The following is a 23707-nucleotide window of genomic DNA, read 5'->3' on the forward strand; positions in this document are numbered from 1 at the left end:
CCACGCAGACCGACACAGCAGGCAGCAGGCAGACGATGGCAACCTCCACCACCGGGACCCGGTCCCGCCGTGCGGACCGGGCGGACCGTGCCGCCCGATCCACCCCGCCGGGAGCACCCGGAAGCGGCCCCTCGGGCCGCGCGCCCCGCCCCGAGCGCCGGCGGAACCGGGCGGGCGGCGCCCTGCGCCCCGGCTCGCTCCTCGCCGAGTCCGGGCGCTTCGTCCGGGCCGCGCTCGCTCCCGCCGCCACGCGTGCGACGACGGCCACCGGCAGGGTGCTCGGACCCGTGGTGTCCGTGGTCAGTCCGCTCGGCCGGCTCCTGATCGTCGCCGTCGCGGTCCTCTGGGTCCTCGGCACCGTGCTGGGCTGGAGCGAGGCCCTCGTGGCCGCCGTGATGGGCACGCTGCTGGTCCTGCTGGCTGCCGGGTTCATCCTGGGGCGGTCCTCCTACGGCGTCGACCTCGACCTGGCGCGGACGCGCGTCGCGGTCGGGGACCGGGCGGTGGGCAGCGTCTCGGTCTCGAACACCTCGGACAGGCCGCTCCTGCCCGCGTCGCTCGAACTGCCGGTCGGCGCGGCCACGGCCATCTTCCACCTCCCGCGGCTCACCCCCGGGCAGGTCCACGAGGACCTCTTCAGCATCCCCACGCAGCGGCGCGCGGTCATCGTCGTCGGGCCCGTGCGGTCCGTCCGGGCGGACCCGCTCAGCATCCTCCGCCGTGAGGTGCTCTGGACGGAGCCGACGGACCTGTTCGTGCACCCGCGCACCACGCCGCTCGTCGGCTCGGCGGCCGGGTTCATCAAGGACCTCGAAGGGCTCCCCACCAAGGAGCTCTCCAGCGCCGACGTGTCCTTCCACGCGCTGCGCGACTACGTGCCCGGCGACGACCGCCGCCACATCCACTGGAAGACCACGGCCCGCACCGGCACGCTCATGGTCCGCCAGTTCGAGGAGACCCGCCGCTCCCACCTCGCCGTCGCCCTGTCCACCAACACGGACGAGTACGCGTCCGAGGCCGAGTTCGAGCTCGCGGTGTCCGTCGCCGGCTCCATCGGGCTGCAGGCCATCCGCGAGCAGCGCAACCTGAGCGTCCTGACGCAGGACGGGCCGCTGCGCACCGAGACGGGCCGCAACCTGCTCGACGACATGACGCGCATCGAGGGGCGCGCGGTCCGCGCCACGGCCCTCGACCTCGCCCGGACGACGGCGGACGCCGTACCCAATGCCTCCGTGGTCTTCTTCGTCGTCGGCCCCGGGGTGACGCCGTCCCAGCTGAGGTCCGCCGCCGCGTCCATCCCGCCCGGCATCCGCTGCCTCGCGGTCCGCTGTGTGACCGACGGCCAGCAGAGCCGCGCCACCATCGGGGACCTGACCGTCCTGACCCTGAACTCCCTCGACGACCTCGCGCTCGTCCTCCGGAAGGCCGCAGCATGAACCGCGCCGCCCAGACAGCCCTGCCGCCGGTGCCGCGCCTGCAGGCGGGCATCGACGCCGGTGTGCTCCTGCTCCTGCTCGGCCTCGGCGTGCTCGGTTTCGGCCCGACGTTCGGCGGGGACACCCGCTACCTCGTCGCAGGCTTCGCGGGCATCGTCCTCGGCCTCGGCCTCGCGTGGCTGGGACGTCTCCGGCGCTGGGGCCTCTGGCCCATGACCGGGGCGTTCCTCGGCACCTATCTGCTGCTCGGCCACGCGCTCGCCGCCCCGCAGGAGGCCTTCCTCGGGTTCCTGCCCACCCTGCGGTCCCTGCGGATCCTGATCGTCGGCGTCATCTTCTCCTGGAAGGACCTCCTGACCGTCGCGGACCCCGTGGGTACGGCCAGCGGCATGCTCGTGGTCCCGTTCCTCGCCACCCTGCTGTGCGCCGTGCTGGCCGGCACCCTCGCCTGGCGCGTGCGCACCCCGTACTGGTCCATGCTGCCGGTCCTCACGCTGTTCGTCGTCGGGATCGCGTTCGGCACCGACCGGGCCTCCCTGCCCGAGCTCCGCGGGATCCTGATCATCGCCGCGGCCCTGGCGTGGCTGGCGTACCGCCGGGACATCGCCCGCACCGACGCCCGCACCCGGGTGGCCGTCAACCCCGCCGTCACGGACCCCGCCACCGCCGGGTCCGGCAGGAACCGCAGGCTCGCGCTCGGCGCGGGCGTCCTCGCGACCGCCACCGTCCTGACGCTCGCCGTGAGCCCCCTGGTCGCCGCCGGCCAGGACCGCAAGGTGCTGCGCGACGTCGTCGAACCCCCGGTGGACCTCTTCGCCTACCCCAGCCCCCTGACGAGCTTCCGGAAGTACGTGAAGGACAACGAGGACACCGTCCTGTTCACCGTGGACGGGCTGCCCGAGGGGGAGCGCGTGCGGCTGGCGGCGCTGGACGCCTACGACGGCGTGGTCTACAACGTGAATCCGCAGGCCGCCGGGAACTTCGCCCGCGTGGGCGATGCGCAGCAGCTCGGCGACGTGGATCCCGACGACCTCGACGGCGCCACGAGCGCACAGCTCACCTTCGACATCCGCGACTACTCCGGCGTGTGGCTGCCCGCGGGCGGCGAGCTCGAGGGCGTCCGGCTCGGCGGCCCGCGCGCGCAGGAGCTCGGCCGGTCCCTCTACTACAACGACGAGGCCCGGACCGCGCTCTCGACGGTCGGCGTGCGGTCCGGCGACACCTACGAGGTCAACGCCGTGTTCCCCGAGACGTTCTCCGAGGAGCAGCTGGCGCAGTACGGCTTCGCGGACCTCACCCTGCCGCGCGTGCAGAACGACCCGCCCGTCGTCGCGGCGAAGGCCGGCGAGTACGTCGGCGCCGTCTCGGAACCGATCGAGCGCGCACGCCGCCTCGAGCAGGTGCTGAGCGCGCAGGGCTTCTTCAGCAACGGCAAGGAGGACGAGGCGAAGTCGCTGCCCGGTCATGGCGCAGCCCGCATGCTGGGCCTCCTCGACGCGGAGCAGATGGTCGGCGACGACGAGCAGTACGCGGTGGCCATGGCGCTCATGGCCCGCAAGGTCAACATCCCCGCCCGCGTGGTCATGGGCTTCTACCCGGACTGGGACGAGGTCGGAAGCGCGCAGGGCCCCCTCGAGATCAAGGGCGGCGACGTACACGCCTGGGTGGAGGTGGCGTTCGACGGCGTGGGCTGGGTGGCTTTCAACCCCACACCCCCCGAGGACAACGAACCCGTGCCTCCGCAGCAGCAGCCGAAGTCCTCGCCCAAACCGCAGGTGCTGCAGCCGCCGCCCCCGCCGCAGGAACCCGCCGAGCTCCCACCGGACTCGGCGCCCGAGCCGCAGGACGCGGAGGAGCGCGAGAAGGACCTGCTCGACGAGCTGGCGCCGTACCTGGCGATCATCGGCGTCGTCCTCATCCCCGTCGTCGTGCTGCTGGTGCCGCTCCTCGTCGTCGCCCTGCTCAAGCGCAGGCGGCGGAAGCGCCGCGAGTACCGGGGCAGGCCCGCGGACCGCGTGGGCGGCGGCTGGAGCGAACTCGTCAGCCTCGCCACGGACCTCGGTGCGGAGACGAACCCGCGCGCCACCCGCCGCGAGAGCGCGCGCGACCTCGGGGCGGCCTTTCCGCAGAGCAGCGAGTCCACCACGCTGCTCGCCTCACGCGCCGACGCCGGCATCTTCGCGGCCGGCGACCCCAGCGAGGACGAGGTGCAGGACTACTGGCGGGACGTCCGCACCTCCCTCGACGGCATGCGCGGCTCGGTGGGCTTCTGGAAGCGCCAGCGCGCCCGGTTCTCGCCGCGCTCGCTCCTGCGCGACGCCGAGGCCCGCAAGGGCGGCGGCAGGCCGGACGCCGGCCCGCGGAGGGGCCGCGGCAGCAGGCGTGCGCGCCGCCAGGGCGGGGCCGGAGGCGGACGATCATGAGTACGAGTACGCTCCAGTGCCCGCGGTGCGCCGCGTCCCTGCGCCCGGGCACGCTTTATTGTGTTTCCTGTGGCAACAGGATCGGGCACCGGACCGGTCCGGACCCGGCGCCGGCCGGAGGAAGCGATGGGGTGGGCATGGCGCAGCGTGACCTGGTGGACGCCGCGGCGCTTCGGCGCCTCGTGGCGAAGCTCGTGGACGTGCTGCCTCCTGCGATCCTCACCGGGGTCCTGACGGCCGTCGGGGTGAGCACCATCGAGACGCAGCAGGTCTCGGCCGTCAGCCAGCAGGTCGACCTCACCGGGCTCCTCGTGTCCCAGGGCATCGGCACGCTCGTGTCCCTCGCGTACTCGGTCTTCATCTGGGGCTGGGAGGCCAGGACCGGCAAGACGCCGGGCAACCTCCTGCTCGGCATCCGCACCACCGACGAACAGGGCCACCCGGCGGGCTGGCTCGCCGTCTTCGTCCGCGGACTCCTCGTGGGAGTGGCCGGCATCGTCCCCGTGATCGGCCCCGTGCTCATGCTCGTCTCCAATGTGTTCGATCCCCACGGCAGGAAGCAGGGCTGGCACGACAAGGCCGCGCACACCCGCGTCTTCGACGTGCGGGCCGGGCGGAACCCCCTGGAGACCGGCGGTATCGGCGGGCCCGCCTCCTTCGCACCGTCGGAGCCCGCGCCCGGCCTGCAGCCCGTCGCCTCCCCGGTCCCGGGTACACGCGCGGCCGGCGCACAGGAGCCGGCAGTCCAGCCTGCCCCCGGATCAGCGCCGCCTACCGAACGCGCTCCTGTGCCTGCCTCCGGGTTCGCCGTGGCCCCGGCATCCTTCCACTCGGACGCGCCCGACGACGCCACGTCGCGCCCCGTGCCGCGGGTCCCGCAGCCGGCCGAGCACGCGTCGACCGGCAGCGGCATGCTGCTCCCGGGCCCCGTCCCGCCCTCGGAGGCACCGGACCGTCGCCGCGACACCCCGCCCCCGGCCGCCCCGGCCGTCGTCTCGTTCGCGCCCGCACCGTCGGAGCCGGCCGGGTCGGCTCCTGCTGCGTCAGCCCCTGCAGTCCCCGCGCCTGCAGCGCACCCCGACGACGACGTCGAGCAGACCCGCGTGACCACGGGCCGCGCCCCGGGTCCGCTCAAGATCCTCTTCGACAACGGCCGCGAGGTGGAGCTGCGCTCCCACGCGCTGATCGGCAGGAATCCCGCAGGGCAGAATGGGGAGATGATCGACCAGCTCATCGACTTCTCCGACCAGGGGCGCTCCGTGTCCAAGACGCATCTCCATGTCCGGGTGGAGGGTCAGGGCCTGTGGGTCTCCGACCGCAACTCCACCAACGGCAGCGCGATCACCGCACCCGACGGGCAGCGCACCCCGGTCCGTGCAGGGGAGACCCTGCTGGCACAGCCGGGGTCCACCGTGCATTTCGGTGACCGCAGCTTCCTGGTGGTGCGCCCATGACTGACCGGACCGCGCCCGCCCCGCCGCCCCGGGACCTGCGCCTCACCTACGGCTTCGCAACCGACCGGGGGCTGCGCAGGGAGCTGAACGAGGACTCCCTGATCGCCTCCGAGCCCATCTTCGCGGTGGCCGACGGCATGGGCGGCCACGCGGCCGGCGAGATCGCCAGCGGCATCTGCGTGCGCACCCTCGGGGACAGCCCCATCATCGGGCGGCACCTGCCGGAGTTCTCGGCGGCGGATCTCGAGGAGCTCATCGAGGACGCCGACCACGAGATCCGGCGGCAGACCGGCGGCCAGGCCGGCACGACGCTCACCGGGGTGGTCCTCGTCCAGGAGGCCGGCATGCCCTACTGGCTGTTCTTCAACGTGGGGGACTCGCGGACGTACCGCCTGAGCCAGGGTCAGTTCGGCCAGATCTCCGTGGACCACTCCGAGGTCCAGGAACTCGTGGACACCGGCAGCATCTCCGCCGAGCAGGCCCGCACCCATCCCCGCCGGCACGTGGTCACGCGCGCCCTGGGCACGGGTGACGACGCCGAGGCCGACTTCTGGCTCATGCCCGTCGAGGAGGGCGACCGCATCCTCGTCTGCTCGGACGGCCTCAGCGGCGAGCTCACCGACGACGGCATCTACGCCGTCCTCAGCACGGTGCGCGACCCGCAGCACGCCTGCGAGGAACTCGTCGAGGCCACCCTCCGCTCCGGGGCACGCGACAACGTGAGCCTCATCATCGTCGACGCCACGGGCGTGGGCGACGAGGCGGAGATGCAGACCACCGCACCGCGCGGCGGTACCTTCGCCGCGGACGTCGGGCACGCCGTCGAGACCGGCAGCCACCCGGCCCAGCCGGAGGGGCGGATGCCCGCCGGGGCGCACGCCGTGCCGACCGACCCGGCCCACGGGACGCCGGACCGCCGGACCACGGAGGAATCATGACCGATCAGCCGGCGCCCGCCTACGCCTACGCACCCGGCGAGTGGACGGTGCTCGTGCGCGGCCGCCTGCTCGCGGCGCTGCCCGCCGGGACGGCCCCGGCCACCGTCGGCGCCGTGTGGGACGCGATGGACGACGACGCCGGGATCGGCACGCTCCTGCCGCTCGTGAGCGGCGGCTTCGGGGCCGGACTGGCCGCGATGCCCCCGTTCGCCGTCGCCTCGACGGCGCAGGGCCTGCACGTCATCCTCCGCGGCCACGTCACCCTGACCGTCGCCGGTCCCACCGGGTCCACCACCTACACGGGGGAGCGGGTCACCACCTGGACCGAACACCTCCTCGACGGCGGCTCCTCCTTCACGCTGACCTGCGGCCCGCTGGACGGTGTGGAGCCGTCGCTGCCCCTCGTGGGCGGCGTCGTGCTCGCCGGCTCGATCACCGCGACCCCCGCCGGCACGGGTGCCGGGACAGCCGCCGACACCGGGGCGAAGGCGCAGCTGGCGGCCGGGGCGGAGGCTCAGCCGGCGGCTGCCGCCGACGCCCGCCGTGCCAGGACCGGCACACCGACCACCGAATCTTCCATCGAGTCTTCGCCCGCGCCGTCCACCGTGTCTTCCGCCACGCCTTCGCCCGCGTCTCCCGCGGCCCACGGCCGGGAGACCGGTGGCGGCGTCGTGCCCGTCGCGGAGCCCGGCAGCCTCGGCGCCATGGATCCGGAGCTCGAGGCCGAGCCGTCCACGGCCGTCGGGCAGCAGGCAGGCGGGCAGCCCGCCGGTGACGCGGGCCCTGCTGCCGGTGCGCCCGATGCCGACGACTCCGCTACGATCAACCCGAACCTCTACCTCACGAGCGTCCCCTCCGATGTCGCCGATCCGTCCGTCGTGTCGGCGGCCGAGCCGCTCGTCCCCGTGACCGCCCCTCCGGCTGCGGGCCCTGCGGAGGACGACGCCGGACCCGACGGCGGTCCCGGAACTGCCGCCCCGGCGGGCACGGCCGACCAGGCCGTCGAGGCCGTCGAGGCCGTCGAGGACGACGGCACCTCGGGCCCCGGCTACGACCACCTGTGGGACCAGACCATCGCGCGGCGCGTCGAGGACGCCGCGGTCCGCGAGGACGACGACGCACCCACCCTCGGCCCGACCCCGGCAACGGAGCCGGCCAGCCCGCCAGTCACCGAGCCGGCTGCATCCGACACCGACGCCGCAGTGCCGGGAGCGAGCGCGGCGGCACAGGCCCCGGCAACGGGACCGGTCCCCGCGCCGGAGCCGGTCACCCCGCCGACCTTCCTCATCGACTCGGTGCCCTGGGCGAAGCCCGCCCCCGCGCCTCCCGCCCCAGCCCCCGCGCCTTCCGCCCCGGCCCCCGCGCCTCCCGCGCCCGAACCCGCGCCCAACCTGCCACCCGCCCCCGCCGATCCCCTCGGCGACCACGACGGCCAGACCATCATGCGCAGCCAGCTGCCCGGCGCCGCGGGGGACACGGGGGCCGGCGACGGGCCGGAGGCTCCGGCCGGTGCGGACCGCGTCACGGGTACCGGGCCGCTCGTCCTGGCGAGGCTCTGCGTCGCGGGCCACGCCAACGCGCCCACCAGCTCCGCGTGTTCCGTGTGCGGGGGCCGGCTGCAGGCCGAGACGCGGCAGGTGCACCGCCCCACCCTCGGCGTCATGAGGATCTCCACGGGTGAGGTCGTCGACCTCGACCGGTCCGTCGTCGTCGGACGCCAGCCGTCCGTGTCCCGCGTGCAGGGCCGGGAGATGCCGCGGCTCGTGCAGGTGCAGTCCGCCTCGGGCGACATCTCGCGCTCCCACGTCGAGGTGCGCCTCGACGGCTGGCACGTGCTGCTGTGCGACCTGAAGGCCACCAACGGCACGGTGCTCATCCGCGAGGGCCAGCCCCCGCGCCGGCTCGGCCAGGGGGAGACGGCCTTCCTGCTCGACGGCGACATCGCGCAGCTGGGCGACGACGTCTCCCTCCGTTTCGAGGACCTGCCGTGAGCAGCAGGCGCTCCGCCGCACCCCCGCCGTCCATCCCCGGGTACCGCTACATGAGCCTGCTCGGCTCCGGCGGCTTCGCCGACGTCTACCTCTACGAGCAGGACAGGCCCCGCCGCCAGGTGGCCGTCAAGGTGCTCATCTCCGATCTCAAGACCGAGGGCGCCCGCCGCGCGTTCGAGTCCGAGGCCAACCTGATGGCGCAGCTGTCCTCCCACCCGTACATCGTCACGATCTACGAGGCGGACACCACCGCCGAGGGGCACTCGTACCTGGCCATGGAGTACTGCTCGCGGCCGAGCCTGGACATCCGCTACCGGCGCGCACGCCTGTCGGTCGCGGAGGCCCTGACCATCGGCATCCAGGTGGCGTCCGCCGTGGAGTCGGCCCACCGCGCGGGGATCGCGCACCGTGACATCAAGCCCGCGAACATCCTCGTGACGGACTACAACCGGCCCGCCCTGACCGACTTCGGCATCTCGGGCACCATGGAGTCCAGCGGTACGGACGAGGACCAGGGCATGTCCATCCCGTGGTCCCCGCCCGAGGCGTTCCACGGCGGCGGGCTCGACGGCGTCAAGGTGGACGTCTGGGCGCTCGGCGCCACGGTCTACACGCTGCTCGCCGGGCGTTCGCCCTTCGTGTTCCCCGGCATGGACAACTCGCAGGCCGCGCTCATGGACCGCATCGCCACCATGCCCCTGCAGCGCACCGGGCGCGAGGACGTGCCCGACTCCCTGGAGCTCGCGCTCGCCACGGCCATGTCCAAGCAGCCGGGCTCACGCTTCGAGTCCGCCTACTCCTTCGCCCTGACCCTGCAGCGCATCCAGACGGAACTGGGCTACTCGGTCACCCCGTTCGAGGTGCTCGACGACGCCCCGCAGCAGGACACCGACGACGACGGCGGCGCGGAGGAGACGCGCGTGCGGCGCGTCGTGTCCATCGACCCCGAGTCCACCACCTTCGGGCCCACGTTCCCGAAGGCCGCCCTCCCGGGCGCGGCGTTCCCGGAGCGTGACGGGACGGGCCGCACCGGCCGGAACCGCCCCGTGGTCGGGGAGGCCACCGGAGGACCCGGTGCTCCCGGCTCCACCACCCCCTCGGTGACGGGCGCACTGCCCGCCCCGGCGTCCGCCGCCGTCCCGGCCGGCCTCCCGGACACGGGCTGGGAGGAGCGGACCGTCCTGCGCGGAGCCGGCGCCTCGGACCCGCTGCCTCTCGACACCACGCTGCACCGCCCCGCGACGGCGGGAGCGACCGCGGCCGAAGCACCCGGGGCGGTCGCGCCGGCCCGGCGCCGGCTCCCGCTGCTGCTCGGCGTCGGGGCGCTCCTGGTGCTCGGCACCGCGGGCGGGGCCGCCGCCGTCGTGCTCGGCGGCAGCGACGCGGAACCGGCGCCGCCGCCGGGGCTGACCCAACCGCCGTCGGACCCGATGGCCGGCCTCGAGGGGAACGTCCCGGCGCCCGAGGGCCTCACGGGTGTCCCCCAGGGCGGCGACGTCGTCTTCGCGTGGACCAACCCGGACCCCCAGGAGGGCGACCTCTTCCGCTTCCGCACCGTCACGGTGCAGGAGGAGGGCGACTGGGTCCGGACGCAGCAGCTCTCGGCGACCGTCCAGGCCAACCCGTCCGGCACCACGTGCATCGAGGTGCAGCTCGCACGCAGCAACGGGGCCTCCTCGACACCCGTGCCCGCCTGCTACCCGGAATAGGAGAGGAACACCTTGGGGGAACTCGCACTGGATTTCTGCGGCGAATGGCACGAGCCCGCGGACGACCAGGTCTTCGACATCGGCAGGGAGGGTGACCTCGAGGTCGACGACAACCCGTACCTGCACCGGAAGTTCCTGCAGATCGAACGCCAGAACGGCATCTGGTGGCTGAGCAACGTCGGCAGCATCATCTCGGCCACGGTCGCCGATGTCAGCGGCGGCATGCAGGCCTGGGTGGCGCCCGGTGCGCGGATCCCGCTCGTGTTCGGCCAGACCCGGGTGGTCTTCACGGCCGGCCCCACCACGTACGAGTTCGACGTGCACCTGAAGACGCCCGCGTTCCGGCAGGAGAGCCGCAGCGGTGACAGCGCGGGCGACACGACCATCGGTCCCGTCCGCTTCACGGACGCGCAGAAGGCGCTGATCGTCGCGCTCGCCGAGCCGATGCTGCGCCGTGAGGGCACCGGGTTCAGCGCCATCCCGTCCTCCGCGGAAGCGGCGCGGCGCCTCGGGTGGACGCTCACGCGGTTCAACCGCAAGCTCGACAACGTGTGCGACAAGCTGGACCGGGTCGGCGTCGTGGGCCTGCGCGCCGGCGGCGGGAAGCTGGCCACCAACCGGCGGGCCCGCCTCGTGGAGCACGCCGTCACCTCGCACCTCGTCACCTCCGACGACCTCCACCTGCTGGACACCCCCGACGCACTGAAGGGCACCCCCGATGACGATTGAGCGGACCGCATGAAGCTTCGCCTGACCCTCCGGCGCGAGCCGGAACCGGCCAAGGACCTCGCCGTCACCGTGGACGGCCTCGCGACCGTCAGTGATGTGGCCCGTGAGCTCTACGCCTCCGACCCCGGCCGGGCGGGCGCCGCACCGCCCGCCGGCCTGTCGCTGACCGTCGAGGAGTCCTATGTGGCCGGCGGCATGCGCGGACGCACCCTCGACCCGGAGCGGAGCCTGTTCGAATCCGGGCTGCGCCCCGGCTCCACCGTGACCCTGACCCAGGTCAGCGACCAGTTCGACGTGCCGGGCCAGGACCGCGGCCCGTCGGTCGCGACGCTGCGCGTCCTCGCGGGGCCCGACGCCGGCAAGGAGTTCTCCCTGCCCGTCGGCGCCAGCTACCTCGGCCGCGACCGCAACGCCGACATCCGCTTCTCGGACCCCATGATGTCCAAGCGGCACGCGCGCATCAACATCGCCGACACCATCGAGATCATCGACACGAACTCCGCGAACGGCCTGCTGATGGGCGGCACGCGGGTCAGCCGGGCCACCCTGACATCCGCCGACGAGGTGGCGCTGGGGGACACGACCATCAGCGTCGTCTCCCTCGGCCGGGCCGGCGCCGGGGAGTCCACCAATCCGCTCGTCGAGTTCAACCGGTCACCGCGCGTGGTGCCGTCCTTCGACGTGACGCCGAGGACGCCGCCCGCCGGGCCGAAGCGCCCGCAGCCCCAGCGCTTCCCGTACATCATGATGGCCGCGCCCCTGCTCATGGGCACGGTCATGTTCGCGGTGACGCGCAGCCCCTTCAGCGCCCTGTTCGCACTCATGATGCCGCTCATCCTCGTCGCCAACCACTTCGACCAGCGCGGCACGGCACGCCGGGCCTTCCGGGAGGCGGTCGAGCAGTACACCGGGGCCATGGCGTCCTTCCGGAAGGACCTGGACCGCCTGCAGCGCATCGAACGCGCCGTCCGGCACGCCGAGGCGCCGTCCGTCGCGGACACCGTCGACTCCATCTACAAGCTCGGCCCGCTGCTCTGGACGCACCGGCCCGAGCACGCGTCCTTCCTGACGCTGCGGTTCGGCACCGGGACGGCGCCCTCACGCGTCGGGATCCGTGAGGCGTCCAGCAACGACACCCTCGCCGAGTACGCGGAGGAGATCGCGGCCGCCGTCGAGCAGTACGCGACCGTCGACGACGTCCCCATCGTCGCGAACCTGCGGCTCTCGGGCGCCCTCGGCCTCGCGGGCCCGCGTGGGGCGGTCGACGACGTCGCCCGCGGTCTCGTCGTCCAGGCCATCGGCCTGCATTCGCCGGCCGAGCTCGTGCTGGCCTCGCTCACCTCGGTGGGTTCGAAGGCGCGCTGGGGCTGGCTGCAGTGGCTGCCCCACGCCGGCTCCGTGCACAGCCCTCTCGCCGGCGACCACCTCGCCGCCGGGCCCGCGGCGGGCGCCGCGCTGCTGTCCCAGCTCGAGGACCTCATCGCTGCCCGCTCGGACCGGCGGGCCGGGGCCGCGCTGCGCGGGCGGCTGGAGCCCAAGGACGCCGACCTGCCCGCGCCCGTGGTGCCGAGCGTCCTGGTGGTGGTCGAGGACGACGCCCCCGTGGATCGCGCCCGGCTCACGCGCGTCGCCGAACTCGGGGCCGACGTCGGCGTCCACCTCCTGTGGATCGCCACGTCCGTGCCCGCCCTGCCGGCCGCGTGCCGCGACTTCCTGGCCGTCGACGGCGACGCGGCCAACGTCTCCGGCCAGGTGCGCCTCGGCCGGCTCTCCACGCCGGTGAGCTGCGAGAGCGTGGACGAGGCGCTCGCCGGGCAGCTCGCCCGCATGCTCGCACCGGTGGTCGACGTCGGCACCCCCGTCGACGACGACTCCGACCTGCCGCGCGCCGTGTCCTACGTGACGCTCGCCGGGCACGACCTGATGGAGGCCACCGCGGCCGTCGCCGACCGCTGGACGGAGAACAACTCGGTCGCCGCGTCGGCCGTCCCCAACCGGAAGCACCAGGGGTCGCTCCGCGCGCTCGTCGGGTCCAAGGGCGTGGAGCCGATGTACCTGGATCTCAAGACCGAGGGCCCGCACGCCCTCGTCGGCGGCACCACGGGCGCCGGCAAGTCCGAGTTCCTGCAGTCCTGGGTGCTAGGCATGGCCGCGGCCTACAGCCCCGACCGGCTGACCTTCCTGTTCGTGGACTACAAGGGCGGCGCGGCCTTCGCGGAATGCGTGCAGCTCCCGCACACCGTCGGGCTCGTCACCGACCTGTCACCGCACCTCGTCCGCCGCGCGCTCACCTCGCTGCGGGCGGAACTGCACTACCGGGAGCATCTGTTCAACCGCAAGAAGGCCAAGGACCTGCTGGCCATGGAGCGCGAGGCGGACCCGGAGACACCGCCGTCGCTCGTCATCGTCGTCGACGAGTTCGCCGCCCTGGCCCGCGAGGTGCCCGAGTTCGTGGACGGCGTCGTGGACGTCGCCGCCCGCGGGCGGTCCCTCGGCCTGCACCTGATCCTCGCCACCCAGCGGCCCGCCGGCGTCATCAAGGACAACCTGCGCGCCAACACGAACATGCGCATCGCCCTGCGCATGGCGGACACCGACGATTCCGAGGACATCCTCGGCGAACCGACGGCCGCGTACTTCAGCCCCACCATCCCCGGCCGCGGAGCAGCCAAGACCGGGCCCGGCCGCATCCAGGGCTTCCAGACCGGCTACGCGGGCGGCTGGACCACGCGCACGCCCGCCCGACCCCGCATCGACATCGTCGAGATGGACTTCGGTTCCGGCCCCGCCTGGGAACACCAGGGCGTCGAGGAGGTGGAGGAGGTCGGCGGACCGAACGACATCTCGCGCATCGTGGCGAACGTGTCGCAGGCGGCGATCGAGCTCGGGATCAAGCCTCCCCGGAAGCCGTGGCTGGCGGAGCTCGCGGCGGCCTACGACTTCTCGAAGCTGCCGAACCCGCGCACGGACGAGAAGATGCTGCTGGGCGTCGCCGACGATCCCGCCCACCAGGCGCAGCCCACGGTGTTCTACTCGCCCGACGTCGACGGCAACATGGCCTTCCTCGGCGCCGGCGGGTCGGGCAAGTCCGCGGCCCTGAGGACGCTGGCGATCGGCGCGGCCGTCACGGTGCGCGGCGGCCCCATGCAGGTGTACGGGATCGACTGCGCGTCGAACGGCCTGCAGATGCTCGACCAGCTGCCGCACGTCGGCGCGGTCCTCGACGGCGAGGACTCCGAGCGGATCGGGCGCCTGCTGCGCTACCTGCGCGGCGTCATCGACGAGCGCGCCGACCGCTTCGCCGAGGTGCGCGCCGGCACCATCACGGAGTACCGGAAGCTCGCGGGCAGGCCCGACGAGCCGCGGATCCTGCTGCTCGTGGACGGGCTGTCCACATTCCGTGAGAACTACGAGTTCAAGGGTTCGGCGCGCCACTTCGAGATCTTCCAGCAGATCGCGACCGACGGGCGCCCGATGGGCGTGCACGTCGTGGTGACGGGGGAGCGGACCAACGCGCTGCCGCCGTCGCTGGCGGCCTCCATCCAGCGCCGGATCGTGCTGCGGCTCGCCGGCAAGGACGACTACGCGATGCTCGGCGTGCCCAAGGACGTGCTGTCCGCCACCTCCCCGCCCGGGCGCGGCCTCAGCGACGGCCAGGAGATCCAGCTGGCCATCTTCGGCGGCAACGCCAACCTGGCGCTGCAGGCCCGCGAGGTGGAGAAGCTCCGCGACGCGATGCTGCGCCAGGGCGTGCCCCGCGCGCCGGGGGTACTGAGCCTGCCCGAGACGATGGACCTCGACGTGCTGCCCATGGGCGAGCCCGGCGCGCCCGTGATCGGCGTCGACGACTACAACCTGGAGCCGGCGGCCCTCGCCGCGCACGGCGGGTTCATGGTCAGCGGCCCTCCCGGTGCCGGTCGCACGGTGGCTTTGGTGACCCTCGCCGCGGCGCTGAAGCGCTCCTCGCCGCAGACGCGCCGGGTCTACCTCGGTGCCCGGAAGTCCTCGATCGCGTCCCTGCCCGTGTGGGACGAGGCCTACGCGACGCCCGCCGCCGTGCAGCCCGAGCTGGCACGGTTGCTGGCGCTGACCACGGAGGCCGACGACGCCGTGGCCTTCTTCATCGAGGGTGTTACCGAGTTCACGGACTCGCCCGCCGAGATGGAGCTCTCCACCCTGGTGAAGGCCGCCATCAAGGCGAACCAGTGGGTGGTGGGGGAGGCGGAGACGTCCACCTGGTCGAGTGCGTGGAACCTCGCCGGGCCGTTCAAGTCCGGCCGGCGGGGGCTCCTGCTGAACCCGGGCGAGATCGACGGCGACACCCTGCTGAGCACGTCGCTGGGACGGACCGCCGGGAACCGGTTCATCCCGGGCCGGGGCTACGTGATCGGCCGGGGCAAGGCGTATAAGGTTCAAGTTGCCACCACGATGGGCGGCGCGTCCTAGGTCTCTTCCAGCGCCTGCAGGGCCCGCTGGTGGCGCCTGACCCCGCATGGGGAGAGCTCCCCATCGACCAGTCGCAGGGGCTCGCATAGGTTGTTGGTAGGTGCTCGGCCGGACGGACCGGCGGGGCAGCCGGTACCGGGAGAACCGGACCGGCACAGTTGAAAGGTGGGGACAATGAGCAACATCACGCACGGTAACAACCCTCAGGAGATGCAGGAACTCGCGACGCTGCTGACGCAGAAGTCCGAGGAGATCAACCAGATGGTCGGCCAGCTCACCACGAAGCTCGCCTCCACGGGTTGGGAAGGCCCCGACGCCGGGCGCTTCCGCAGCGACTGGGAGGGCCACCGTGCCAAGCTCACCGCCATCGCCTCCGAGCTCGGCACCGTGAGCCAGACGGTCCAGAAGAACAAGCAGGACCAGGAGACCGCCTCCGCGTAGGCTCCCGCAGTCCCGCCCACCGGCCCGCAGCCTCGGCTGCGGGCCGGTGGTGTTCCCTCCACGTCCCCGAAGCACAGAAAGCGGAGCCGCCCGTGGCCGATGCACCCGAGACCCCGATCGTGGCGAGCCTTCGCAGGGCGCTGGCGGCGAACCCGGACGACGTCGTCCTGAGGCTGCACCTGGCGCAGACGCTCCTGTCCGCCGGCGACGCCGCGGGAGCCATCGCCGAGGCGAGTATCGCGTTGCAGGCCGACCCCGGGAACCGGCAGGCGCTGGGGCTGCTCGCGGCGGCGGCGACCGCGCTGAGCACGCCCGCGGAAACCATGCCACCTGCAGCGCCGTCGGCACCCGCGGCACCGGCGGGTGCGCAGGACGCGCAGGATGCGCCCGGGACGTCGGGCGGTTTCGACTGGGAGCAGGCCGAGCAGGAGGTGGGCAGTGCCGTGCCGCCGCCCTTCGTGGAGCGCGTCCCGGTCAGCCCCCTGGCCGAGGACGACGGGTCCGGTGCCCCGGTCGAGGTCGCGCGCGAGGCCGTGACGCTGGCGGACGTCGGGGGCCTGGACGACGTGAAGCGCCGGCTCGAGGAGTCCTTCCTCGCCCCGATGCGCAACGCCGACGTGGCGAGGGCGTTCGGCAAGTCGCTGCGCGGCGGGCTCCTGCTGTACGGGCCGCCGGGCTGCGGCAAGACGTTCCTGGCACGGGCGGTCGCCGGCGAGCTGGGCGCAACGTTCATGTCGGTGTCCATGACCGATGTCATCGGCGCCTACATGGGGGAGACGCAGAAGAACCTGAAGCGCGTGTTCGACGAGGCCCGGGCGCAGGCGCCGACGGTCCTGTTCATCGACGAGATCGACTCCATCGGCATGCGGCGGGGCGCCCTCTCGGGCGGCGGTGCGGCCTGGCTGCGCCAGATGGTCAACGAACTGCTGCTGCAGCTGGACTCCATGAGCGGGGACAACGACGGCCTGTACGTCCTGGCGGCCACCAACAACCCGTGGGACCTCGACGAGGCCCTGCTCCGGCCGGGCCGGCTCGACCGCTCCATCCTCGTCAGCCCGCCCGACGCCGCGGCGCGCGCCTCGATCCTCCGCCACCACCTGAAGGACCGGCCGATCGCCGGCATCGACGTCGGGCACCTCGCCGCGGCGACCGAGGGGTTCTCCGGCGCGGACCTCGAGCACGTGGCCGTCACCGCGGCGGAGAAGGCCATGATGCAGTCCATCGCGCACGGCTCGATCAGCCCCATCACCATGGACCACCTCGACGCCGCGCTGCGCGAAATCAGGCCGAGCACCCTCGCGTGGCTCGCGTCTGCACGCAACGTGGTGAGGTTCTCCAACGCCGACGGCCGGTACGACGACCTCGCAGCCCTGCTGGACCGGAAGCGGCGGTGACCCAGGTCCCCGACCTCGCGCTCCTGGCCAGCCGGTTCGAGGTCCTCACCGCCCAGCAGCGCGCCGCGGACGCGGTCGAGCTGCTCGAGGGGCAGGAGGCACACCATGGCGACGAGCCCCTGTTCTGGGTGCTCCTGGGGCGGGCGTTCGCCATGGACCGGCGGTTCGTCGACGCCGAAGCCGCGGGGCGCCGCGCGGTGGAGCTCGAACCCGACGCCGTCGCCACGCAGGTCACCCTCCTGCTCGCGTTCATCGGTCAGCGCCGTGCCGACGAGGCGGTGGATCTCGCCCGGTCCATCGTGGAGCGGCACGCGGAGGACCCGGACGCCCACCACTGGCTCAGCCAGGCGCTCCTCGCGCGCCGGCGCGACCACCAGGACCTCGTCGTGGCCCACCGGGCCGCGCGGCATGCGCTGTCGCTGAAGGCGGACGCCGGTGCGTTCCTGCAGGCCGCCCAGACGGCGTCGCTCCTCGACGACGATCGGGAGGCCCGGGCGCTGCTGGCGGACGGTCTCGCGCAGTTCCCGCAGGACCGGGACCTCCTCCTGCTCAGCGGCCGGATCAAGGGCGGGGAGACGGTGGTGGGGCCGCGCGAGGAACTCGTCGGCGGGATCCTGCGGTCGAGCCCGCTCGACGCCCCGGCGGAGGCGGACCTCGCCGGCAGCCCGCTGCGGTGGCTGCGCGGGCGCCTCTTCCTGCTCTGGTACCACGTGCTGGCCTTCGCCCTCCTGGCGGTCCTCCCGCTGCCGGTGCCCGTGCTGCTCGCCGTCACACTGCTGGGAGCCGGGGTCCACGCGGCGCTGGTCCTCCGGAGCTACCGCACGCTGGAGGCCGTGCTCCCACCGGGCTACCTGCGCGAGCAGCTGAGCGATCCGGCGCGCGGGAGGACAGGCGCCACAGCGTACGCGGCGGCCGCCGTCCTGGTGCTCGCCGGGACCGTCCTCGCCGCCCTCCACCCCGTACCGGGTCCGGGCGTCGGGGACGTGCTCCTCGTGCCGGCCGCCGTCGTCCTGGCCGGGGGCCTGCTGTCGGTCGACCGGTCCCTGGCCCGCCTGTCAGTGGCCGGCCATGCGGAGGACCGACGCCGGCAGGGCTACCACCTCGTCCGCTTCGGGGACAACGCGTCCTCCTACCGGCGCTACTGGCTGGTGGCGCTCGCCGGGATCGTCCTCGTGACGGTCACGGCCAGTACGGGAGGCGACGCCACGGCCGGCGCCGGCATGCTGTCCGTCGGCATCCTGTGGACCGTCAAGACCCTCGACCTGGTGGCGCACTCGCGGGCGGTGGACGGTGGCGAGAACCCCTGGGTCACCGGTGCCGCGCTGAGCCGGCCCGGGCGGGGCCGGCAGCCCGTGCGCGCCCGGCTCATGGGTGCGCGGTTCCTGCTGGTCCTGCTCCTGGTCTGCTGCTTCACCTCCCTCCTCGGTGTCGGGATCCTCATCGGCGGGTTCGTCGAGGGCTCCTGAGGCACCCCCGGCACCCCGCCGCGCCGGTGGCCGGTGTCAGGGCCGTAGGGCAAGATAAGGAAAGTGACCACAGGAACCGAAGACGCAGCCCAGACCGCCGGATCCGCCGACCGTCAGCCGCCGGGGGACGAGCTCCGGGCGGAGTACGCGCAGCTCGTCGAGGAGATCCGTGCGCACCGCACCGCGTACTACCAGGACGCCGCCCCCACCATCTCCGACGCGGAGTTCGACGCCCTCTTCCGGAGGCTCGAGGAGCTGGAGGCGCTGCACCCGGAGATCGTCGCGAACGACTCGCCCACGCAGGAGGTGGGCGGGGAGGTGTCCGCCGCCTTCGCCCCCGTGGACCACCTCGCCCGCATGTACAGCCTCGAGGACGTCTTCTCGCTCGACGAGCTGATGGCCTGGCTGGACCGGGCGTCGGCCGGAGTCGAGCAGCGCAGCCCGGGTGCGACGATCGCCTGGCTGACGGAGCTCAAGATCGACGGCCTCGCCGTGAACCTGCTGTACCGCGACGGCGAGCTGGTCCGCGCCGCCACGCGAGGCGATGGCGTGACGGGGGAGGACATCACCCACAACGTCCTCACCATCGCCTCCGTCCCGCGGCACCTCGCGGGCAGCGACCACCCCGAGGAGGTGGAGATCCGCGGCGAGGTGTTCTTCCCCACGAAGGAGTTCGCGCAGCTCAACGAGCGGATGGTCGCCGCCGGCAAGGCACCGTTCGCCAACCCGAGGAACGCCGCCGCCGGGTCGCTGCGGCAGAAGGACCCGGCCATGACGGCCGAGCGTCCCCTCGACATGTACGTGCACGGCATCGGCGCGCGCACGGGGCTGGCCGCCGAGACGCAATCCGAGACGTACGAGCTCCTCAAGGCCTGGGGGCTCCCCACCTCGCCCTACTACAGGGTGCTCGCCACGCAGGACGAGGTCATCGAGTTCATCGGGCACTACGGCGAACACCGCCACGACCTGCTGCACGAGATCGACGGCATCGTGGTGAAGGTGGACAGCTTCGCGCTGCAGCGGGCGCTCGGCCACACGTCCCGCGTGCCGCGCTGGTCCGTGGCGTACAAGTACCCGCCCGAGGAGGTGAACACGAGGCTGCTCGACATCCTCGTGAACGTGGGCCGCACCGGCCGCGTCACGCCGTTCGGCCTCATGGAACCCGTGAAGGTCGCCGGGTCCACCGTCGGCATGGCCACCCTGCACAACCAGGAGGTCGTGAAGGCCAAGGGCGTGATGATCGGCGACATCGTGGTGCTGCGGAAGGCCGGCGACGTCATCCCCGAGATCGTGGGACCGGTCATGGCCCTGCGCGACCCCGCGAAGGTCCGCCCGTTCGTCATGCCCACCGAGTGCCCGTCCTGCGGCACCCCGCTGCAGCCGGCGAAGGAGGGCGACGTCGACATCCGCTGCCCCAACGCCCGCTCCTGCCCCTCCCAGCTGCGCGAGCGCGTGTTCCACCTCGCCGGCCGGGGTGCCTTCGACATCGAGGCACTCGGCTGGGAGGCGGCGATCGCCCTGACCCAGCCCGCCGAACCCGCGGTGCCGCCGATCACCACCGAGGCCGAGATCTTCGACCTCACGCCGGAGAAGCTGGCCGACGTCCGGATCGAGCGGGACAGGAAGGTCAAGGGCGTGGTGACGGGACGCGAGCTGGTGCCCTACTTCTACTCGAAGGGCACCGCCAAGAAGCCGTCCGAGCCGAGCGCCACCACCCGCAAGCTCTTCACGGAGCTGGAGAAGGCGAAGAAGCAGCCGCTGTGGAGGGTCCTCGTCGCCCTGTCCATCCGGCACGTCGGCCCCACCGCGTCGCGTGCCCTCGCCACCGCGTTCGGCTCCATGGACCGCATCCGTGCCGCGAGCGAGGAGGAGCTCGCGCACGTCGACGGCGTGGGCCCCACCATCGCCGTCGCGCTCAGGGAGTGGTTCGCGGAGGACTGGCACCGCGAGATCGTGGACCGGTGGGCGGCGGCGGGCGTGCGCATGGAGGACGAGGCGGACGAGAGCACCCCGCGGACCCTCGAGGGCCTCACCGTCGTGGTCACCGGATCCCTCGAGCGCTACAACCGCGACGAGGCGAAGGAAGCCATCATTACGCGCGGCGGCAAGGCCGCCGGGTCGGTGTCGAAGAACACGAGCTACGTGGTGGCCGGCGAGAACGCGGGCACCAAGCTCGAGAAGGCCGAGGCGCTCGGCATCCCCGTACTGGACGAGGACGGCTTCACGGCCCTGCTCGCGAACGGACCGGCCCCTGCGGACGGCGACGGACCGGACGGCGACGAACCGGCGGGGGTCGCAGCCGGCGACCCGAGCGAGGACGCCGAGGTCGCCGAGGAGCTGGAGGCCGGAGCCGGCGGATCGGCCGCCGGGACCACCGCATGAGTCCCGCGCCCTCGCCCGGGGCACTCCTGCACGTGGCCCGGCATGCCGCGGCCGCCGGCGCCGACGTCCTCGCCCGCAGGGACCCGTCGGCGCTCGGGGCGACCAGCAAGAGCTCGGACAGCGACTGGGTGACGGCGTACGACCTCGCCGCCGAGCGGGCCGTGCGCTCCGTCATCGGGGACTCCCGCCCGCACGACATCATCACCGGCGAGGAGCTCGGCACCACGGTGCCCGCCGGCAGGCACGACGGCGCCCGCATCCGCTGGTCGATCGACCCCCTCGACGGCACCACCAACTTCATCCGCGGCATCGTCTACTACTGCACGTCCGTCGCCGCTGCCGACGAGGACGGCACCTGGCTCGCCGGCGTCGTGCACGCCCCCGCCCTCGGGCGCATCTACTGGGCGTCCCGCGGCGGCGGCGCCTGGCTCAGCGACCGGACCGGGGTGCGCCGCCTCACGGGACCGGGCGCCGAGCGCGGGCGGCTGCTCGCCACAGGCTTCGCGTACGACGCCGCGACCCGGGCCGAGCAGGTCGGGGACCTCGGCGCGCTCCTGCACGGGTTCGGCGACATCCGGCGCCTCGGCTCGGCCGCCCTCGACCTGTGCATGGTGGCCGACGGCACCCTCGACGCCTTCGCCGAGCGCGGCCTCAACGAACACGACATCGCGGCCGGCGCCCTCATCGCCGAGGAGGCGGGCGTCGTCGTCGTCCGGCCGCCGCTGCGGTCCGTGCTCGACGGCGGCCCCACCGAGGCCGAGCGACTCGCCGCGGTCACGCTCGCCGCACCCGCCGATCTTCTCCGCTCCCTCACCGATCCCCCGTCCACCGAGAGGCACCCATGACCACCCCGTCCTGGCAGAAGGTCCTGTCCACGCTCGCGGGGGAGCGCTCCCGCGCGCTGTACGCGCGGGCCGTCCTCGGGCAGCCGCTCGAGGCTGCGCCCCGGGAGGTGCAGCGCCTCGTCGACGCCGGGCTCCTGACGCCCGAGCTCACCGTCGCGGGCGGGCTGTTCAAGGAGGTGCTCGCCGCGGCCGGGCCGGGGACGCCGAAGGGCGTGGACCGGTTCTTCCGGGACGGGCGGATCGACGGCCTGCCGCGCGCAGGGCAGGACCGCACCGACCTGCTCGCGCACCTCGCCGAGCGGCTGCTCCCGGCCGACGAGGAGATCAGCGAGCCGGAGGTCAACCGGCTGCTCGCCACCGTCACCCGCGACATCCCCACCCTGCGGCGCGCGCTCGTGGACCACGGTTTCATGGAGCGCTACCCGGACGGCACCGGCTACCGGCGGGTCGGGACGTCCTGACGCCTCCGGGCAGGAGCGCTCACCTCGGCACCCTGATACCCAGTCTGGCGATCCGGCGGTAGATCGTGGCCCGGCTGATGCCGAGTTCCGCGGCCGCCGCCGCGACGGTCACCCCGGGCCGAGCCAGGCTGCGGACGATCTCGTCGCGCTCCAACGCCTCGATCCGGCTCAGGTGCAGGCCGGGTCCGCCCAGGAGGTGGGCGGGCAGGTGCTGGAGGTCGATGGTCTCCGCACGGACCGCGGCGTCATGGATCACCGTGAAGAGCTCGTCCACGTTGTCGGGCCAGTCGTGCGCCAGCAGTGCCCGCTCCGCCGCAGGGGTGAGGCCGATTTCGCGCTGCCGGGTCTGCCGGGCGGCGTACCGTGCCAGGTGCAGGACGTCGTCGCCCCGGTCGCGCAGTGCGGGGACCGGGATCACGGTGTCGACCGAGGCCGCCAGGGGATGCGGCACGGCCTCCAGTTCGGTGGCGGTCACCGCCCAGGCGAGGGGGTGGGCTGCCCCGTCCGCCGACGACGGAAGCGCCCGGAGCGCGCGCGTGACGTGGCCCTGGAGCTCCTGCGCGGCCCAGGCTGGCAGCAGGTCGGCGTTCTCGACGATGACCGCGGTGTCCGGTTTGGCGAGCTCCGGGGTCCACAGCGACAGCCAGGCGTCGACGTCCTCGGGCGCGGGCGCGGCGGCGGACAGGATCCGCGTGCCCGGGCGCGCACGGCGGAGCGCCTGCGCGAGGAGGGTCACCCGCCCCGAGCCGTGCTCGCCGACGGCGGCGACGACCCGCCCGGTGTCGAGGGCGCCGGTCGCGGCGTCGAGCGCGACCGTCCAGGCCGTGGACAGGGTCCGTAGCGTCCCGGTTGCCGGTTCGAGCCCGCCCCGCTGCAGGCGGAAGACGCCGCCGCCCTTCCGGCCGGTTCGCTGCCGGCGCCCCAGGGACCGTGCCAGCATCAGCGCCGCCGTGTTCCCGGCGGCCGACTGCGCCAGGGCGAGCAGCAGTGCGGGGGAGGACCTCGACCACGTGGTGATGTTCACGCATCCCTCGAGGGCACCGCTCACCGGATCGAAGACCGGGACCGCGGCACACGTGTAGGTCCGCAGGCTCGCGCTGTAGTGGTCCTCCGCGCGGACCAGGGCGGGAGCCCGGTCGGCGAGCGCCAGTCCCATCCCGTTGGTCCCGGCGTCGCGCTCCGAGTAGGTGAAGCCGGGCGCCAGGTGCACCCGGTCGAGCGAGCGCAGGAGGCCCGGGCTGCCGCTCAGCCGGTCGAGCAGCAGTCCGTCGGCGTCGGTGAGCATGAGGCTGATCGGTTCGTCCGCCAGCGTGCGGTGCAGCGCGGTGAGCACCTCCTGCCCGCAGGAGGAGTAGAGCGAGTCCGCCTGCACGGTACCGGCCCAGGTGGGGTCCACCATGTCCGCCGACACCCCGTACTCCTCGCTGCGCTGCCAGGACGCGACGAGGCGCCTGGCAGCGACGACCAGCCGGCCGCTGCCGGCCCCCGCTGGAGTGATCCCGTCATCCCGAGTCGGCACCCTTGCCGCCCTCCTCGTTCGCTGGGTCGAGGCTGCGTCCATGTGCGGGCGTCTCAAACTGAGACACGCATCG

At 73.6% G+C, this 23707-nt stretch carries 15 protein-coding genes; 14 read left to right on the top strand and 1 reads right to left on the bottom strand.

The window, feature by feature from the left end:
• Positions 1-35 precede the first annotated feature (35 nt).
• The 14 genes from V6S67_RS05295 (at position 36) to V6S67_RS05360 (ending at position 22115) form a co-directional block, all read left to right on the top strand.
• Positions 36-1436: a DUF58 domain-containing protein gene (locus tag V6S67_RS05295; protein ID WP_334209253.1), complete on the top strand. Its 1401-nt coding sequence runs from the start codon at positions 36-38 to the stop codon at positions 1434-1436.
• Positions 1433-3859 carry a transglutaminase family protein gene (locus tag V6S67_RS05300; protein WP_334209254.1) on the top strand — a complete coding sequence of 809 codons (2427 nt, stop codon included), beginning with the start codon at positions 1433-1435 and terminating at the stop codon, positions 3857-3859. Before V6S67_RS05295 ends, V6S67_RS05300 begins: the two co-directional genes overlap by 4 nt.
• 137 nt (positions 3860-3996) lie before the next feature.
• Positions 3997-5313: an RDD family protein gene (locus tag V6S67_RS05305; protein ID WP_334209255.1), complete on the top strand. Its 1317-nt coding sequence runs from the start codon at positions 3997-3999 to the stop codon at positions 5311-5313.
• A complete protein-coding gene (locus tag V6S67_RS05310) occupies positions 5310-6251 on the top strand; it encodes a PP2C family protein-serine/threonine phosphatase (RefSeq protein WP_334209256.1) in 942 nt (313 codons plus the stop codon). The genes V6S67_RS05305 and V6S67_RS05310 overlap by 4 nt, the downstream gene beginning before the upstream one ends.
• Positions 6248-8242 carry an FHA domain-containing protein gene (locus V6S67_RS05315; protein WP_334209257.1) on the top strand — a complete coding sequence of 665 codons (1995 nt, stop codon included), beginning with the start codon at positions 6248-6250 and terminating at the stop codon, positions 8240-8242. The genes V6S67_RS05310 and V6S67_RS05315 overlap by 4 nt, the downstream gene beginning before the upstream one ends.
• Positions 8239-9951, top strand: coding sequence for a serine/threonine-protein kinase (locus tag V6S67_RS05320; RefSeq protein WP_334209258.1), 1713 nt, complete (start codon positions 8239-8241; stop codon positions 9949-9951). The genes V6S67_RS05315 and V6S67_RS05320 overlap by 4 nt, the downstream gene beginning before the upstream one ends.
• 12 nt (positions 9952-9963) lie before the next feature.
• The gene (locus tag V6S67_RS05325; protein ID WP_334209259.1) at positions 9964-10680 is read left to right on the top strand and encodes a hypothetical protein; all 717 of its coding nucleotides are present in this window, start codon (positions 9964-9966) and stop codon (positions 10678-10680) included.
• A gap of 9 nt (positions 10681-10689) precedes the next feature.
• On the top strand, positions 10690-15126 hold the full coding sequence (locus V6S67_RS05330) for an FtsK/SpoIIIE domain-containing protein (RefSeq protein WP_334209260.1): 4437 nt from the start codon (positions 10690-10692) through the stop codon (positions 15124-15126).
• Positions 15127-15300: 174 nt separating this feature from the next.
• Positions 15301-15567, top strand: coding sequence for a WXG100 family type VII secretion target (locus tag V6S67_RS05335; RefSeq protein ID WP_334209261.1), 267 nt, complete (start codon positions 15301-15303; stop codon positions 15565-15567).
• A 92-nt stretch (positions 15568-15659) separates the two neighbouring features.
• Positions 15660-16961: an ATP-binding protein gene (locus V6S67_RS05340; RefSeq protein ID WP_334209262.1), complete on the top strand. Its 1302-nt coding sequence runs from the start codon at positions 15660-15662 to the stop codon at positions 16959-16961.
• Positions 16958-18427, top strand: a complete 1470-nt coding sequence (locus V6S67_RS05345; protein WP_334209263.1) for a hypothetical protein — start codon at positions 16958-16960, stop codon at positions 18425-18427. The genes V6S67_RS05340 and V6S67_RS05345 overlap by 4 nt, the downstream gene beginning before the upstream one ends.
• Positions 18428-18490: 63 nt before the next feature.
• Entirely contained in the window at positions 18491-20809 is a 2319-nt protein-coding gene (gene ligA, locus V6S67_RS05350; RefSeq protein WP_334209264.1) for an NAD-dependent DNA ligase LigA, read from the top strand.
• Entirely contained in the window at positions 20806-21654 is an 849-nt protein-coding gene (locus V6S67_RS05355; RefSeq protein ID WP_334209265.1) for an inositol monophosphatase family protein, read from the top strand. The genes ligA and V6S67_RS05355 overlap by 4 nt, the downstream gene beginning before the upstream one ends.
• Complete coding sequence (locus V6S67_RS05360; RefSeq protein WP_334209266.1) at positions 21651-22115, top strand: DUF2087 domain-containing protein; 465 nt, start codon at positions 21651-21653, stop codon at positions 22113-22115. Before V6S67_RS05355 ends, V6S67_RS05360 begins: the two co-directional genes overlap by 4 nt.
• 19 nt (positions 22116-22134) lie before the next feature.
• Here V6S67_RS05360 and V6S67_RS05365 read toward each other — a convergent pair whose 3' ends face one another.
• Positions 22135-23634: a GAF domain-containing protein gene (locus V6S67_RS05365; RefSeq protein WP_334209267.1), complete on the bottom strand. Its 1500-nt coding sequence runs from the start codon at positions 23632-23634 to the stop codon at positions 22135-22137.
• Positions 23635-23707: the final 73 nt, after the last annotated feature.

Source organism: Arthrobacter sp. Soc17.1.1.1 (assembly GCF_036867195.1).
GTDB lineage: Bacteria > Actinomycetota > Actinomycetes > Actinomycetales > Micrococcaceae > Arthrobacter_D.